The sequence below is a fragment of the Ruegeria sp. HKCCA6837 genome, assembly GCF_013034475.1.
Classification (GTDB): Bacteria; Pseudomonadota; Alphaproteobacteria; order Rhodobacterales; family Rhodobacteraceae; genus Ruegeria.
In genome coordinates, this window is the sequence record NZ_WQGD01000006.1 from 255,236 (window position 1) to 270,290 (window position 15,055).

15 protein-coding genes, 1 tRNA gene and 1 pseudogene are annotated in these 15,055 nt (G+C 57.7%); 6 read left to right on the plus strand and 11 right to left on the minus strand.

Annotated elements, in window-relative coordinates:
* Window positions 1–26: 26 nt before the first annotated feature.
* Both GOV91_RS11430 and GOV91_RS11435 read left to right on the plus strand, forming a co-directional pair.
* Window positions 27–614, plus strand: coding sequence for a heme NO-binding domain-containing protein (locus GOV91_RS11430; RefSeq protein ID WP_171175113.1), 588 nt, complete (start codon window positions 27–29; stop codon window positions 612–614).
* Complete coding sequence (locus GOV91_RS11435) at window positions 611–1,603, plus strand: GGDEF domain-containing protein (protein ID WP_171235591.1); 993 nt, start codon at window positions 611–613, stop codon at window positions 1,601–1,603. The genes GOV91_RS11430 and GOV91_RS11435 overlap by 4 nt, the downstream gene beginning before the upstream one ends.
* 3 nt (window positions 1,604–1,606) lie before the next feature.
* On the opposite strand, the gene GOV91_RS11440 is transcribed toward GOV91_RS11435, so the two are convergent.
* From GOV91_RS11440 to GOV91_RS11475, 8 genes are all read right to left on the minus strand, one after another.
* Entirely contained in the window at window positions 1,607–2,305 is a 699-nt protein-coding gene (locus GOV91_RS11440) for a CbiX/SirB N-terminal domain-containing protein (protein ID WP_171175102.1), read from the minus strand.
* A 61-nt stretch (window positions 2,306–2,366) separates the two neighbouring features.
* Entirely contained in the window at window positions 2,367–3,299 is a 933-nt protein-coding gene (locus tag GOV91_RS11445; protein WP_171235592.1) for an AEC family transporter, read from the minus strand.
* A 54-nt stretch (window positions 3,300–3,353) separates the two neighbouring features.
* Window positions 3,354–4,151 (minus strand): MBL fold metallo-hydrolase, encoded by a 798-nt coding sequence (locus GOV91_RS11450; protein WP_171235593.1) that lies wholly within the window; start codon window positions 4,149–4,151, stop codon window positions 3,354–3,356.
* A complete protein-coding gene (locus GOV91_RS11455) occupies window positions 4,148–4,954 on the minus strand; it encodes a TatD family hydrolase (protein ID WP_171235594.1) in 807 nt (268 codons plus the stop codon). Before GOV91_RS11455 ends, GOV91_RS11450 begins: the two co-directional genes overlap by 4 nt.
* Window positions 4,951–6,072, minus strand: coding sequence for a DNA polymerase III subunit delta' (locus tag GOV91_RS11460; protein ID WP_171235595.1), 1,122 nt, complete (start codon window positions 6,070–6,072; stop codon window positions 4,951–4,953). The genes GOV91_RS11455 and GOV91_RS11460 overlap by 4 nt, the downstream gene beginning before the upstream one ends.
* Before the next feature lie 3 nt (window positions 6,073–6,075).
* Window positions 6,076–6,702: a dTMP kinase gene (tmk, locus tag GOV91_RS11465; RefSeq protein WP_171235596.1), complete on the minus strand. Its 627-nt coding sequence runs from the start codon at window positions 6,700–6,702 to the stop codon at window positions 6,076–6,078.
* Window positions 6,699–7,865: a D-alanyl-D-alanine carboxypeptidase family protein gene (locus GOV91_RS11470; protein ID WP_171235597.1), complete on the minus strand. Its 1,167-nt coding sequence runs from the start codon at window positions 7,863–7,865 to the stop codon at window positions 6,699–6,701. The genes tmk and GOV91_RS11470 overlap by 4 nt, the downstream gene beginning before the upstream one ends.
* A gap of 16 nt (window positions 7,866–7,881) precedes the next feature.
* Window positions 7,882–9,186 carry an SPOR domain-containing protein gene (locus tag GOV91_RS11475; RefSeq protein WP_171235598.1) on the minus strand — a complete coding sequence of 435 codons (1,305 nt, stop codon included), beginning with the start codon at window positions 9,184–9,186 and terminating at the stop codon, window positions 7,882–7,884.
* Window positions 9,187–9,388: 202 nt separating this feature from the next.
* Between GOV91_RS11475 and GOV91_RS11480 the strand changes: the two genes are divergently transcribed.
* Window positions 9,389–9,478 (plus strand) — tRNA-Ser (locus GOV91_RS11480).
* A gap of 375 nt (window positions 9,479–9,853) precedes the next feature.
* Here the strand turns inward: GOV91_RS11480 and GOV91_RS11485 are convergent.
* Genes GOV91_RS11485 through GOV91_RS22905 form a run of 3 tightly spaced genes read right to left on the minus strand, consistent with a single transcriptional unit; the run spans window position 9,854 to window position 12,173 of the window.
* Window positions 9,854–11,533, minus strand: a complete 1,680-nt coding sequence (locus GOV91_RS11485) for a recombinase family protein (RefSeq protein WP_093964943.1) — start codon at window positions 11,531–11,533, stop codon at window positions 9,854–9,856.
* On the minus strand, window positions 11,530–11,946 hold the full coding sequence (locus GOV91_RS11490) for a DUF2924 domain-containing protein (RefSeq protein ID WP_093964944.1): 417 nt from the start codon (window positions 11,944–11,946) through the stop codon (window positions 11,530–11,532). Before GOV91_RS11490 ends, GOV91_RS11485 begins: the two co-directional genes overlap by 4 nt.
* Window positions 11,943–12,173, minus strand: a complete 231-nt coding sequence (locus GOV91_RS22905; RefSeq protein ID WP_093964945.1) for a DUF3489 domain-containing protein — start codon at window positions 12,171–12,173, stop codon at window positions 11,943–11,945. The genes GOV91_RS11490 and GOV91_RS22905 overlap by 4 nt, the downstream gene beginning before the upstream one ends.
* 448 nt (window positions 12,174–12,621) lie before the next feature.
* Here GOV91_RS22905 and GOV91_RS11500 point away from each other — a divergent pair, with 448 nt between their 5' ends.
* From GOV91_RS11500 to GOV91_RS11510, 3 genes and pseudogenes are all read left to right on the plus strand, one after another.
* On the plus strand, window positions 12,622–14,016 hold the full coding sequence (locus GOV91_RS11500) for a DNA methyltransferase (protein ID WP_245223230.1): 1,395 nt from the start codon (window positions 12,622–12,624) through the stop codon (window positions 14,014–14,016).
* Complete coding sequence (locus tag GOV91_RS11505; RefSeq protein ID WP_093964947.1) at window positions 14,009–14,440, plus strand: DUF5681 domain-containing protein; 432 nt, start codon at window positions 14,009–14,011, stop codon at window positions 14,438–14,440. The genes GOV91_RS11500 and GOV91_RS11505 overlap by 8 nt, the downstream gene beginning before the upstream one ends.
* Window positions 14,427–15,055 (plus strand): annotated as a pseudogene (locus GOV91_RS11510) (terminase); the annotation flags it as partial. The gene GOV91_RS11505 and the pseudogene GOV91_RS11510, both read left to right, overlap by 14 nt.

Consider the following 15,055-nt stretch of genomic DNA (forward strand, 5'->3'; position numbering starts at 1 on the left):
CAGGGAACACCAAATTGGGGTTTCCAATGCATGGTCTGATCAATCGGGCGATACAGTCTTTTGTCTGCGCAACCTATGGGCAACCCTATTGGGTGCGCGTGGCCGAGACTGCGCAGCTTGGATTTGTCGAATTCGAAGCCATGCTTGTCTATGACGATGACGTAACGGCTAGAGTATTGGACGCGCTCAGCGGTGAACTGAACCGACCTAGGGCGGAAATTCTTGAGGATGTGGGGACTTACCTTGTGTCCCACCCGAATATGGAAGGGTTGCGCCGTCTGCTTAGATTTGGTGGCGTCAGTTATGTGGAGTTTCTTCATTCCCTTGACGATCTAGCTGACCGGGTGAGGTTGGCAGTGTCCGATTTGACCCTACCGGCCCTAGAATTGAGAGAGCTTTCGACAACAGAATACCAACTGTTTTGCTTCCCGGGTTTGTCTGGTTATTCCAGCGTGATGGTCGGTGTTCTGCGTGCCATGGCCGACGACTACGGAGCGTTGGTTATGTTGTCTCATGAGGGACAACAGCAAGACAGCGAAGTCATTTCCATAATGCTGGTTGAAAGCGCTTTTGCAGAAGGGCGGCATTTTGATTTGGGGGCTCGGACCGGATGACAGATCCTCGCGAGCTTGTCAGTCTGCTGGAAACGCTTTGCCCGATGTTTCTGTTGGTGGACCAAAACGGGTGTATTCAACAAGCCGGTCCAACCCTGCAAAAACTGAGACCAGACTTGCAGCTGGTGGGCCAAGGGTTTCTGGACGTTTTTGAACTGATCCGTCCCAGAACAGTCACAACCATTCCGGCATTGATGTCGATGGCCAGGGCGAAACTGCACCTGAAATTCCATGATGAGCCCCGAACTGCACTCAAGGGGTTGGTCGCCCCATTGCCGCATTCTGGTGGCGCTGTCATCAACCTGTCATTCGGAATTTCAATTCTGGATGCGGTGCGGGACTACGCGCTGACAAGTGCGGATTTCTCAGGTACCGACCTTGCGATTGAATTACTTTATCTGGTCGAGGCCAAATCTGCCGCAATGGAGGCGTCGAGGTCGCTAAACCTGAGGCTTCAAGGCGCCATGCTGGCGGCTGAAGAGCAGGCTTACACCGACACACTAACCGGATTAAAAAACCGTAGGGCCATGGATCACGTGCTGGCACATATGATCTCTGCAAATTCGGCTTTTGCTCTGATGCATCTGGATCTTGATTTCTTCAAATCCGTGAATGACAGGCTGGGCCATGCGGCAGGTGATTTCGTCTTACAGCAAGCGGCCCGCATCATGCTTGAAGAAACGCGCGATAACGATACGGTTGCCCGTGTCGGAGGAGACGAATTTGTTATTGTTTTTAAAGGCCTGACGCGGGAAGACACGTTGGAGGCAATTGCAGGCCGCCTCATCCAGCGTTTGAACGAACCAATGCTTTTTCAAAACCAGAAATGCAGTGTGTCAGCCAGTATTGGCACCGCTTTGTCCACTCAGTTCCAAGTGCTTAAAGCGGCGGATATTCTGCATGCCGCTGATTTAGCGTTGTACCAAGCGAAACGCGACGGTCGGTCCTGTCATCGTTTGTATTCGACACTGACCAACGCGCGACCCTGAGCGTTAGACTGACGCGAACGCCTCAGTCACCTTTTTTGCAATTTGGTGCTGGATGGGTGCAAGCTCCCCGACGACGGGCATAACGGTTCCGTTAAACTTGGCGCGCGCCAGCTCATCGGGGACGTCCTCTAGGACATGCCCGCCGGTACAGGCAAAGAACGGCAGGCAAATCGCCTGATCTGACGCATCGTGTGCTGCCTCGGCAATCGAGGGCGGTTCTTCGACAAAACCAACGCGGATGGATTGGAAGGCAACTTGCGTGCCAAGCTGTCTTGCAAATTCGTTGGCCACCGCCGAAGGGTTGCGGCTGCGGCCTGACCCGTGCGCCGCGATCACCAGGTCAGTTGTCGAAGCTTTCCAATTCCGTTCCCGCAGTTTTGCATGCAACGCCTGCGCAGTAAGCGTGGGCAGATCGGGGTCAATGCCCAAAGGGTCAAGAATTCGCGCGGCGTGGTCCCCGACCCGTTTCGGCAAGGCACTGGTCACAAACCAGCCCTTTGCCATGAAAAGCGGATAGATCACTGTGTTTTCGGGTAGGCCGTCCAGTTGCGCCTCTAGCGCGCCGGGTTTAGCAAGTGTTGCCGAATGAACGGTCACAGAGCTTGTCAACGCGTCGACCTTGGCTGCAAAAGCAGCCAGTGCCGCTTCTGCCGGATCCGGTTCGGAAGGCTGGCCATGGGCGACAATAATGGCGTGTGACATTCGGTACTCCCGCTGTTTTCTGCGATAAGTGTTACGGCACGACCTGAAGTCAACACCACAGTTAACCCAGAAGGGTCAGCCAAAGCCAGACGGTCAGAATGGACGTCGCTGTTCCGATCAGGACGGATGAAGCGGCAACGCGTTTGGCGCGGCCATACATATTGGCAAAGATATATGCGTTAAAGCCCGGCGCCATTGCAGCATTCAACACACCCGATCGGAACAGATCCTGTGGCAGGCCAGTAGATGCTCCGAGTAACCACACTAGGCTGGGGTGGACCATCAGCGAGATGCAGCAAACGAAACCAATGGTACGCAGATCGCCTTCCGGTCTGTATTTGACCAAGACCCCGCCCAAAGCAAACAACGCGCCCGGCAAAGCCGCGCGGGTGACAAGCCCAAGGGCTTCGTCGACCACCGCAGGGATGACCAAACCTGTCAGGTTGACCAGAAAACCAAGCGCAATTCCCAGGATCAATGCGTTCTTGAACATTGCGGACAGAACCGAGCGTGCCATATGTACACCGCCGTTGCCGCGATTGCGCACGACCTCCATCACCGTGATCCCAACGCCGTAACAAAACGGAGAATGGAAGGCGATAATCGCGTAGTTGCCTGTCAGGTTCTCGGGGCCATAGGCGCGCTCGGTAATCGGCAGGCCCAGCAGGACCGAGTTGGAGAACAAGCAACAAAAGCCAATAGCGACGCAGTCTTCCCAGTCTCGGCCAAAAATGATCCGTGCTCCAAAGAGGCCCACGGTGAAGCACAACGCTGCAGCGGAATAGAAACTCGCCAGCAGCCGGGGGTCGAAACTGGCGCTAAGGTCCAGGTGTGCGATGGCCAGAAAAAGCAGGCAGGGGATCGCAAAGCCTTGGGTGAATTTCATCAACCCATCGACATGCTCTTGTTTGAAATAGCCTGTCCGAGTTGCCGTGTACCCGGCACCGATCACCAGAAAGACCGGAAGAATGACATCGATCAGGCTCTGAAGCATATGGCCCCCATGCGGCGCGCGTATTGCGGTATTGCGATGGCGCGGGGCAGGGGTCTAGTGCGCCTGATGGATCACCATCCCATCAAAAGCGGGGGTGATGTAGTCCGGAGTTTCAGCGTCAACCGTGGCATAGTCGAGGTCGATATGCATGTTGGTTAGCACCGCGCGTTTCGGTTGCAGCTTGTCGATCCAACCCAGTGTCTTTTCCAGATGCGCGTGGGTCGGGTGCGGGGAGCGGCGTAGGGCGTCGATGATCAGCCAGTCCAACCCTTCCATCTCGGGCCAGGCGTCGTCGTAAATCTCGGCAACGTCCGGCAGATAGGCAAGCTGACCGATGCGGAATCCAAGAGAGTCGATCGAGCCGTGGTTCACTTTGAACGGGCGCAGCGAAATAGGGCCACCGGGACCATCGATGTCGAAAGGGCCATCAATGGATTTGAGGTCCAGGATCGGCGGATAAGGGGATCCTTCGGGCTGAATGAACGCGTATCCGAAACGGCCCAACAAGGCGTTCTGTGTGTCACCATCCGCCCAGACGGGTACGCGCGTTTTCATGTTGAACACGATCATGCGGAGGTCGTCGATCCCATGCACATGGTCCGCGTGCGAATGGGTATAGACCACCCCATCCAACCGCCCGGTGCCTGAGTCCAGCAACTGGCTGCGCATATCCGGCGTGGTATCGACCAGAACCGAGGTCGTTCCATCCGGCCCCTCGCGTTCAATCAGCAGCGAACAGCGGCGGCGCACGTTTTTCGGGTTTGTAGGATCGCAGTCGCCCCATTGGCCGCCCAGCCTAGGTACGCCGCCCGAGGAACCGCAGCCCAGAATTGTAAAACGCATCCCGGTCATGCAGCGGCCTTGTACAGCGCGGCCTTGGTGAACAAGCGGTCAAAATTGGCCTGTGTCTGGGCTGCAAAAGCGGCATAGTCCATGCCGAAAACCTCAGCCCCTTTCCGGGCTGTGTGGGCGGTGTAGGCGGGTTCGTTACGTTTGCCACGATAGGGTGGTGGGGACAGATAGGGCGCATCGGTCTCCACCAGAACGCGGTCCACCGGTGCAGTTGCGAAAATATCGCGCAGCTCCTGGCTTTTGGGGAAGGCGGTGATGCCGGACATGGACAGGTAAAAGCCCAGATCCAGCGCGGCCTTGGCCAATTCGGCAGAAGAAGAGAAGCAGTGCATAACGCAGGAATAGGGTGCGTTGCGATACTCCTCGGCCAGAATTCGGGCCATGTCATCATCCGCTGCGCGGGCGTGAATGATCAGGGGCAAGCCAGTGCGCTGGGCCGCTTCGATATGGATGCGCAAGGATTGTTTCTGCACTTCCGCACTGTCGGCGGTATAGTGGTAGTCCAGACCAGACTCTCCAATGCCGACGAATTTCGGGTGCTGGGCCAAGGCAACCAGTTCGTCGACCGACGCTATCGGCTCATCCGCCGCACTCATCGGGTGCGTGCCGGCGGCATAGAAGACGGGCGCATGGGCCTCGGCAATCGCACGGACGCTGGGTTCATTGCGTAGCTTGGTGCAAATCGTGACCATGCGGGTCACGCCAGCCTCGGCCGCGCGCGTGATGATCTCGTCCAACTGGCCGTCAAAATCCGGGAAGTCCAGATGGCAGTGGCTGTCGGTAATCTGGGGGGTGTCGCTCATCTGTTCTGACCGGCGGTTTCCTGTATCTTGAACACCGTATCTAGGACCAGAGCGGCAGGGTCAAGGTTCACCGCCTGACCATGCCGTGCGCGTGCCGTGATTGTCGCGGCAACTTCTGCCCAGCGCCGGGCTTGATCGGGGGAAGCCGAAAGACGCATCAGCGTTTCACCTTCGTTTGGGGCCGCTTCGGGAACGGGGGGTGTACCGGTTGCGCCAGTCAAAGCCAGCCGTGACAAGGCGACGTCGATCAGCGTTAGCAACAACTCGAAACGATCAGCGGCACCGCGCTGTGCTGCGGCTTCGGCCAACGCCAGTGCGCGTTGCCGGTCCATACGGGGCAGGGTGCCCAGAATGGCGATCAGCTCGGCATAAATGTCCAGACCGCCAAGATTGATTAACCGCACAGAATCCCCAACTGATCCTGCCGCAAGTGCGGCCAGGTGTTCAGTCTGGGCGGGAACTTCTGTTCCGGTTTGCGACAGGGCGGTTTGCATGTCCTGCGGACTCAGCGGGCCAAGGCGCAGCGTGCGGCAGCGCGACCGGATGGTTGGCAGCAAGCGCGAAGGTTGGTGCGACACGAGCAAAAGTGTGGTGCGCGCAGGCGGCTCTTCCAGCATCTTCAACAGCGCGTTGGCAGCACTGATGTTCATTTCATCCGCCGAATCCACAATTACCACCCGGCGTCCACCATCAGCCGAGGACAGACCAAAGAATTTTCCAAGCTTGCGGATATCGTCCACTACAATTTCGCCGCGCAACCGCCCTTGATCGTTTGGTGATCGGGTGACCACAGCCAATCCTGGTTCGGCTCCGGCCTGCATGCGATGCGACACCGGATGATCAGGATCAATTTCGAGCGTTTCTGGCGGTGGCGGCGCTCCGAACAAGCCGTCGTCATCTGCCGGGGGGGTGGCCAGCAAAAATCGCGCGATCCGCCACGCCAGCGTTGCTTTGCCGACGCCGCGCGGCCCGGTCAGCAACCAACCGTGATGCAGCCTGTCGGAATTGTAGGCCGTCAGAAATGCGTGTTCAGCCGCGTCCTGGCCAAATAGCCGAGCGGTTTCGCGCGGATGCGGTGCACCCGGCACCTGATCCGGAGAAGGAGTATCGTCGCTCATCGTCTACCGCAAAGCTACTTGAACGATATCTGTCACATCCTGCGCAACGCTGTCCATGTCTCTGTTGCCATTTACGACGCGAAACCGGCCCGAGAATTCATCAGCCAGCGCCAGAAAGCCCGCGCGCATTTTCTTTTGCAGATCGGGACCGAAATCCTCGAACCGCTCTTCGGTGCCTTGCCTGCCTTTAGCGCGCGACAAGCCCGTTTCCGGATCCATATCGATCAGCAGCGTCATATCCGGCTCGCGCCCGATCATCAGGTTGTGCAATTGGTCTACCAGACTGCGCAGGTTGCCGCGTGACAAGCCCTGATACATCCGCGTGCTGTCGGCAAAACGGTCGCAAATCACCACTTTCCCTTCCGCAAGAGCGGGTTCGATGGTGCGTTCCAGATGGTCGCGGCGGGCTGCGGTGAACAGCAGCAACTCTGTCTCGGCCGACCACCGATCCGGGTCGCCTTCCAGAACAAGGCGGCGAATTTCCTCAGCCCCCGGTGAGCCGCCGGGTTCGCGTGTCAGCACGACCTCATGTCCCTGCGCGCGCAGACGATCCGCCAGCATGCGCGCCTGGGTTGACTTGCCTGATCCGTCAATGCCTTCGAAGGTCAGAAATAACCCCGCTTTCGTCACATCGACTCCAGCGGGTTGTTGATCACATCTTTCAATACGATGCCACCAACGGTCAGCATCCGCACGACAAAGCCTCCTACGGCCACGTCCTCGGCAGCCACAAGCGGGCGCCGGATCTCGGGCAGTCCTTCGGGCTTGATCACCAGTTCAGCCAATTGCTGGCCTTTCTGGACTGGCGCGTTGATTGGGCCGTCATACACAACTTCGGCCTCGACATTTTGGGTGCCCAGAACCGGGAACAGCACGTTCAGATCACCTTCGGCCACAAGCCCGACGGTCTTTTTCTTACCCATCCACAGTTGGGCTTCGGCTATCGGCGTTTCCGCGTTGGCAACTGTCCTCTCGACAAAATTTCGAAACGACCAGTTAACCACGGCCTCAGCCTCCTCTGCACGCTGGCCGGTGGTGTCGAGGCCGGTTAGCACGAAGATAACGCGCCGATCACCCTGTTTGGCAGAACCGACAAGGCCATAGCCGGCCTCTTGCGTGTGGCCGGTTTTCAAACCATCCGCGCCGATATCCAGCTTCAGCAGCGGGTTGCGATTGCGGGCATTTGACGGCGCGCGGCCGTCGAATTCAAAAACTTCCTCGGCGAAGAGAGGGTAATATTCGGGGAAGTCCGAAATCAAGCGATCCGCAAGAACGGCCAGATCATGCACTGACATCATATGACCGGCGGCAGGCCAGCCGTTTGAGTTGGCAAAATTGGAATTGTTCATGCCCATCTGCTGCGCGCGTTGGGTCATGTACCGCGCAAACCCGGCCTCGGTTCCGTCGGGGCTAAGTGCTTCGGCGATAACGACGCAGGCATCGTTCCCCGACAAAACGATGATGCCGCGCAGCAGGTCTTCGACCGTGACCCGATCCTGAGTGTTCAGGAACATGGTCGAGCCGCCATAGCTCATCGCGTGTTCAGACACAGGCAGGGTTTCGTTTAGCGTCAAGCGCCCGTCCCGCAGGGCTTCAAACGCCACATAGAGCGTCATCAGCTTAGACATCGACGCGGGCGGCAGGGGCTGGTCGGCGTCTTTTGACAGAAGAACAGTGCCGGTGGTCTGATCAATCACATAAGCCGCGCGGGCTGTGGTATCAAAAGCGTGTGCGGGCAGGCCCATGAGGGCAATCCCCATGGCCAGTACGGATGTGCGCATCGAGGCTAACATGCTGCGTCTCCCTGTTTCAGTCGGATACGGTGAACGCGTCTTTGAAGCCAAGGTCTTTTACGTCCTTCTGAATGGCTTTGCGTTCGGCCCGGGTTGCGGCAGGTCCAACCAGCACCCGCCAGACGGTGTTATTTGCTGTTTTCAGTTCCCGAACAACTGCGGACATGCCGTTCCTGCGCACTTTTTGAGCAGCGGAGTTCGCGTTCTCCTCGACGCTGAAGGTTCCGATCTGAACAAATGGTTTGCTCAGTTGTGTAGTCGCGGTTGTGGTGGCTGCCGCTGCTGCTGGGGTCGCTTCGGTCGCATCAATAGCGGCGGCAGCGCCATCGATCGGATCCAGCGGTGTTTCAGTTATCGCGGCTGGATCTTTCTTTTGCCACCATTTCCGCTTGGCGGGTTTCTCTGCCGGGGCTTCGACCGGCGCATCCGACAAGGCCGGAGAGGACACAGAAGCTGCGGCTTCGGCTGTTACTTCTGCGCCATTCGTGGCTGCATCCGCCGCTGCCACAGCGGTTCCCGCAGCGGCTGCGGCTGGTGCTTTCTTCTGCCACCATTTCCGTTTGGCAGGATTCTCAGCCGGGGTTTCTGTCTGTTCACTCGCTGATGTTGAAGCCTCAGCGGAGTCGCTGGTGGTATCTGCGTCTGCTGCGGCGTCATCTTCTGTGCCGGCGGCACTCGCGACAACAGCCGTTGTACCTGCCGCGGCCACAGCGGTTTCTTTCTTCTGCCACCACTTGCGTTTAGCAGGCTTTTCAGGATCACCTGTGCTTTGGCCATCGGTTGCCGTATCGGCCGAGGCTGTGACGGTTTCTTCTGCGGAATCTTCGGCCTGTGGGGTCTCGTCAGCTGGGGGTTCTTCTATCTTTTCACGACGCAAAGCCACAACACTAAGTTTTGTGGGGGCACCGGCCAACAATCCAAGCTGTTCAGCTGCCGCGGACGAAACCTGAAGCGCCGGGCCAGGCAAGTTGCGTTCGCGACGGAACAGGGCTCCAGTTACCGATTTGTTGTTGGCCGTGTTTTTGATCACCACGCGCTCGGGTTGGGTCACGTCTGGATGCGCAACCCAAATCCCACCCAGCGAGGGCCGCCCGTCCCAAAGCCCTGCTTCGGTCACACCGAACACGTTGGGCGCTTCGACATCGCGTTGCGACTCACTGGTCGTTTGGGGAAAAAGCTCGATTTTGCCCTCATTCTCGTCGGGCTTTTCCGCTGTTTCCGCGGTTCCCAAGGCCTCTTCACATCCGGCCAAAATCGTTAAAGATAACGCTAGAAACGCCAGCCTCTTGGGCCCCGGGCGTGTCTCGATCGCTCGCTTCATCTGCTTATCCCTTGCCTGAAGGGGTTTCGTTTTCCGAACCCCGCTGCCGATCTGCTGGTTCTGGATGCCAGCCTGTTGCGGTCTTTCACGCCGATCATAACGTGGCTGAAGTGTCATGGAAAGACCGCTGAAAAGTCTTCGGCAAGATTTCCCGTTTTCGACTTGCCTCTGATCAAACTTGGCCTTAGACCCTGCCTTCAACGGGGAGGTGGCAGAGTGGTCGAATGCGGCGGTCTTGAAAACCGTTGGGCGTGAGAGCGTTCCCAGGGTTCGAATCCCTGTCTCCCCGCCACTCATACCTGTCTCACTTCAGTTGTATTTTCTGATCCGGAATTGTTACGCAATTCCCGCGCGTTGGCGCATGCGCTTTCAATCAGAGACGAAGCAAACCGTACATTCAGAGGACAATTCAGGCGCGAGTCTCAGTGTCGCATTTTAGCGGGGTCGCTTTGGGCTGGATTTCCCTGATAACCTGCAATTTACAGGGAATATTCGCAAACCGGGACTGACTTCCGTCATTTCTTCTATCAGAACTGTATGTTTCTCAGAGGTTTATGTTGCAAATTCCCTAAAAGGTGGAACAGGGAATTTCCTCGTGCGAACAGGGAATTGTTCCGCCGGATCAGGGAGGGCGAAGTCTGTATCAGGGACGCAGGAGCTGGAGATGTCAGAAGCCGAACAGGCGTTCCTGTTCGGACCATTCAAGTGGGTGGGTCACGCTGACCAGACGCTTGAGTGTGAGTTCGGGCGGCTGGCTCCCGTCGAGAATCGCCGTTTGAATCTTTGGTGAGAGAAAGGCGAGCTGAGCACGGGTGCGGATGAAGGCGTCAGGGACGCTTTCGCGGCGGGCAATCTCCATCAGTTGAACTCCGGCCTTCAGATCACGGGCCCAGCCATGGGCGCGGATCAGCATGGACCGGAGGTGGGGATCAGGTTGGGGTGCCATGTCTCCGGCGATGACCTTGGCCTCGACGCCGCGGCGGCACAGATCGAAAGATGCGGTGACGTGGGTGAGATCCGGGTGCAGATGATCGGCCGCGATGCCAAGTGCGCTTGCCAGAGTTTTGGGGTTAAATTCGAGGTCGATCTGTCCTCGTGCAAGTTTGCCTTTGGCCAGAAGAGCAGCGCCGATCTGACAGCCATGGCCTAGAAGCCGGGTTACTAAATCCGCAACTGAAGTCTGAACTGCCTCGGCTGACCCGGCCTCCGGCTGCGCCAGTACTTGGTGCGCCGCGGCGGCGTCTTGCAAATGTCTGACGATGACATCAATGACCGCGTTTTCCAGCGCTGGGCCGGGCAGTCGCCAGCCAGAGATATCCTTGCCGCCTGAGATCAGTCGATTGGAGATATAGTAGCGCAACCGTCGGCCTTTGCGCGTGGTGTGGGTCGGCGTCAACCGATCACCAGTTTCGTCATACAGCAGACCGGTGAGCCAGGCCCCGGGGTCAGTGGAGTGTTGGCGCGCATCGGAGTCGCCGCGTGCCCGCGAGCGGTTGGAGGCCTGTCGCATTTTTTCCTGCACCCGGTCCCAGATGTCCTGATCGATGATCGCCGGATGTTGTCCGTCCCAGATCTTATCCTTGTGGCGGATTTTTCCGAGATAGACCGGATTGCGCAGCAGGTAATAGATTTGACCCCGTGACAGCGGACAATCCCCCTTCACACTGCCATCTGTCCGAACAACCCGTTTTGACCGCAGGTCTTCTGCCGTTGCCCGTTCTTCTACTTTGCGCAGGCAACCAAGCTCGTCATAAAGCCCAAAGAGATGCCGGACCGTTCTGGCCTCCTCTTCATTCACCACCAGCGTTCTTGCCTTCGGATCGGGGTGGCGATCATAGCCCAGAGGCAGGTTGCCACCCATCCAAAGCCCCTTCTTCTTCGACGCTGCAATCTTGTCGCGAATACGTTCGGCGGTGACTTCCCGTTCAAACTGAGCAAAGGACAACAGCACATTCAGCGTTAACCGGCCCATGGAAGATGAGGTATTGAAGGCCTGCGTGACGGACACAAAAGAACAGTTTGCCTGTTCCAGCCGGTCGACCAGCTTAGAGAAGTCGGCAAGCGACCGGGTCAGCCGGTCAATCTTGTAGACCACCACCATGTCAATACGCCCGGCATCGATCTCTTCAAGAAGGCGCTGAAGGGCGGGTCGCTCTAGGGTGCCGCCCGACAGGCCACCGTCATCGTAGCGCCCGGACAACAGGGTCCAGCCTTCATGTCGCTGGCTTGCGACATAGGCCGCGCAGGCCTCATATTGCGCATCCAGCGAATTGAAGTCCTGATCCAGACCATCTTCTGAGGACTTGCGCGTGTAGATGGCGCATCGGATTTTACGGCGCGGGCTCATTTGGCCGCCTTGCCGGTGAGCCCAAAGAAACGCGGCCCTGACCAATGCGCGCCGGTAATCTCTCGGGCGATGGCCGAGAGTGAGCGATAGGACCGACCGTTCCAAGTGAAGCCGTCTTCTGTAACGTCGACTACATGGGTCACACTATTCCACTCGCGTAGCAGGCGCCCGCCGGGTTTTAGGGCAGGGCATGTAGGCCGGGGTTTCTTCCCAGAGCCCTTTTCCAGCGTGGCTTTGACCTGGCGGGGTAGCCTGCCATGACGGCGGGACTGCATCTCAAAGGCGATAAAGCGGCGCAGAAAGGGTTGGCTGAGCATGGCGGGGGCGGGTTGATCAAACAGTTGCTGCCAAAGCGTGACCAGATCCGATCGACCCATGGCGGCGAGATCGGCGACATCGCTCGTCTTGGTCATGACGCTTCTCCAGTTCCCGCCGCCAGATGATATGTGGATGGTCCATTTGGTTTGTCGGATGTCCGCCGTTCAATTGTGACGCCTTTTTTCCGCAGACCGCTTAGAGCTGCTCGGACCGAATGAGGCTGCCATCCCGTTGCTTTGCAGAGCGCCTCAAGGCTGGCGCCGCTCGGGCGGCGCAACAAGTGTTGCACTTTGTCAATTTTGGTTTGCTTCCGCTTGGACATGTATTGTCTCCTCTGATTTGGGGCTGGCTAGATGCCGAACCCCGGTACCGAGGAGCGCCCGAATGGCTCGGGCGTGGGTTCAGTGATGCGTGGTTGACGGCAACAGTCCAGCTCTTTCTGAAGCGATTACTTGAGGCGTGTGTTTTGAAGGGCGTTGCTGGCGTACCCCCGATTATTCGTCAACAATCTTAATTGGTTACTTTTAGTTTGGGGGGTTGCGTCTCGTATTGATGGCACCTACATTCGACCTAATCGCCCGGACTATCAGGGCGGGAAACTGCTCCCGCAGGCAGCACTCATTGGAAACACAGGTTTCCGCAGAGAGCATTCAAAGGAGCAACGTCTCGGATCGATTGGTCCGGGGAGTTGCGATTTGTGCTCTCTCCGATTTTCCAGCGCGATCCCTCCATCTCGACGTCCGCGCGGCGTCACGCAAAAGGAGGCGGTTATGCCTGCCAAAAACACACACAGCGACGTTCGGGCGTCCAATACGCCTATCTGGATGGCCGAAAAAGTTATCCAATCCCAGATCAGCCAGATCAAGCCCTACGCCAACAACAACCGCGTGCACGCGGCCAAGAATGTCGACAAACTGAAAGCATCGGTGGCCCAGTTTGGCTTTGTCACTCCGATCCTGTTGGATGGTTCGGGCACAATCATCGCGGGTCATGGCCGCTATGAGGCCGCTAAGGCCCTGGGGTTGAATTCCGTACCGACTGTTGTCGCGGATCATTTGTCAGAAGCGGAAGTGCGCGCTCTGCGCATTGCGGACAATAAGCTGGCGGAATTGTCGGACTGGAATGAAGCGGCGTTGCAGATCGAATTTGCCGAGCTGATGGACCTCAGCCTTGATGGCGAGTTGAACTTTGATCTGGACATCACAGGGTTCGAAACACCGGAGATCGACATCATTATCGACAGCGTCGGTGAGGTGACGGTATCTGTAGCGGAAACTGTTGAGACGCCGGACCCTGCGGCACCCGTAGTCACGGAGCCGGGCGACCTCTGGGTTCTCGGAGATCATCGCATTTTCTGCGGGGACGCCCTTCAAGCCCAGAGCTACGACACCTTGCTGGAAGGCGAGACCCCGCAGATAGTCTTCACCGATCCGCCTTACAACGTGCCTGTCAATGGGCATGTGCGGTCCGGCAATAGCGCCGAACACCGCGAGTTTGCCATGGCGTCGGGAGAAATGACGGATAGCGAGTTCCGCGGCTTTCTTTCAGGCGCGATCACGCAGTTGTTTGACTGCCTGCCGAACGGAGGCATCGCGATGATCTGCATGGACTGGCGTCATATCGAAGAACTGATTACGGCGGGCAAAGCAGCTGGATTGGACCTCATCAATCTCTGCGTCTGGAACAAGACGAACGGAGGCATGGGCAGCCTTTATCGCTCAAAGCATGAGCTGATTTGCATTTTCAAGAAGCCTGGTGCGCCGCACATCAACAACGTCGAGCTGGGCAAACACGGGCGCAACCGGACCAACGTCTGGGATTACGCCGGTGTGAACAGCTTTGGGGCAGGGCGCGAGGCGGATCTCGCGGATCATCCCACGGTGAAGCCGACAGCTCTGGTTGCAGATGCCATCATGGATGTGAGCCACCGCGGCGATGTCGTGCTGGACGCCTTTGGCGGGTCCGGCGCGACTCTGCTGGCAGCTGAGAAAACCGGGCGCCAAGCGCGGCTTATTGAGCTCGACCCGGCTTATGTCGATGTGGCCATCCGCCGTTGGCAGGAGATGACCGGTGATAGCGCCGTGCACGCGGTAACAGGCCAGACGTTCGATGCGCGTTTTGCGGCCAACGATACCACTTCAGAACAGGAGGTGGGTCATGTCTGACGATACGAAAGAGTATGAGGTCGGCTACGGCAAACCGCCCAAAGCGACCCAATTCAAAAAAGGCCGATCCGGCAATCCGAAAGGGCGGCCGAAAGGTGCCAAGGGGGTGAATGCCAGCTTGAAACGTGAATTGGAAACCAAGATTACGGTTCGCGAAGGCAGCCACGAAATCCGGATTTCCAAGGCTGAGGCAATTGCCAAGCGGTTCACGGCAGGCGCGTTGAAGGGCGACACGAAATTGTTGATGGCGCTGCTTAAGCTGGACACAGATCTGTTCAACGCAAGTGAATTGGACGCGCAAGAAAGCGTCCGTACGGTTGAGCCCGACGCTGTCGACTACGACATCCTCCGGGATTTCTTTTCCAGCCAACTGGACGGTGACGGTGATCTGGAAAACGAGGAGGCGGAAGATGACGACTCCTGATCCAAAAATCGTCGTGCAAGCCGCTCGCGAGGTTTGCCGGGACAATTTCTTTCCCTTCGTTTGGCGTGTGTTTGGCACGCTGCACCAGGGAACTGACCGCAGCTTTGATCCGGCCTGGCATGTGCGGGCCATGTGCCATGAGTTGGACAATGTCCGTCGAGGCGAAAACAAGCGACTGATCATCAACATCCCGCCACGTTGCCTGAAATCGGTCACCGTGGCCGTTGCATATGTCGCTTATCTTCTCGGTCATAACCCCAGCGCCAAGATCATCGTTGCCAGCTATGGGTTGGATCTGGCGCGCAAACATTCCGAAGATTGTCGTCGGATCATGTCTGCGCGCTGGTACCGGGAAATGTTCCCTGAAACGGTCTTGGCTAAAAAGGGCAACACCTCAGAAGAAATCCGCACCACAAAGGGAGGCAGCCGTAAGGCTGTCTCCATTGGAAGTTCTGTCACCGGTCATGGCGCCGATTACATCATCATCGATGACCTGCTGAAAGCCGGAGATGCCGGCTCCGAAGCCGAGCTGGTCAAGGCGCAGGAGTTCATTGAGGGGACCTTGTTGTCGCGCTTCGACAATCCGGCCGAAGGGCGTGTGGTTATGGTTGCGCA

Coding starts and splice junctions, on each gene's coding strand:
- GOV91_RS11430 (WP_171175113.1), top strand. CDS start 27: ATGCATGGTCTGATCAATCGGGCGATACAGTCTTTTGTCTGCGCAACC.
- GOV91_RS11435 (WP_171235591.1), top strand. CDS start 611: ATGACAGATCCTCGCGAGCTTGTCAGTCTGCTGGAAACGCTTTGCCCG.
- GOV91_RS11440 (WP_171175102.1), bottom strand. CDS start 2,305: ATGTCACACGCCATTATTGTCGCCCATGGCCAGCCTTCCGAACCGGAT.
- GOV91_RS11445 (WP_171235592.1), bottom strand. CDS start 3,299: ATGCTTCAGAGCCTGATCGATGTCATTCTTCCGGTCTTTCTGGTGATC.
- GOV91_RS11450 (WP_171235593.1), bottom strand. CDS start 4,151: ATGACCGGGATGCGTTTTACAATTCTGGGCTGCGGTTCCTCGGGCGGC.
- GOV91_RS11455 (WP_171235594.1), bottom strand. CDS start 4,954: ATGAGCGACACCCCCCAGATTACCGACAGCCACTGCCATCTGGACTTC.
- GOV91_RS11460 (WP_171235595.1), bottom strand. CDS start 6,072: ATGAGCGACGATACTCCTTCTCCGGATCAGGTGCCGGGTGCACCGCAT.
- GOV91_RS11470 (WP_171235597.1), bottom strand. CDS start 7,865: ATGTTAGCCTCGATGCGCACATCCGTACTGGCCATGGGGATTGCCCTC.
- GOV91_RS11475 (WP_171235598.1), bottom strand. CDS start 9,186: ATGAAGCGAGCGATCGAGACACGCCCGGGGCCCAAGAGGCTGGCGTTT.
- GOV91_RS11485 (WP_093964943.1), bottom strand. CDS start 11,533: ATGAGCCCGCGCCGTAAAATCCGATGCGCCATCTACACGCGCAAGTCC.
- GOV91_RS11490 (WP_093964944.1), bottom strand. CDS start 11,946: ATGACCAAGACGAGCGATGTCGCCGATCTCGCCGCCATGGGTCGATCG.
- GOV91_RS22905 (WP_093964945.1), bottom strand. CDS start 12,173: ATGTCCAAGCGGAAGCAAACCAAAATTGACAAAGTGCAACACTTGTTG.
- GOV91_RS11500 (WP_245223230.1), top strand. CDS start 12,622: ATGCCTGCCAAAAACACACACAGCGACGTTCGGGCGTCCAATACGCCT.
- GOV91_RS11505 (WP_093964947.1), top strand. CDS start 14,009: ATGTCTGACGATACGAAAGAGTATGAGGTCGGCTACGGCAAACCGCCC.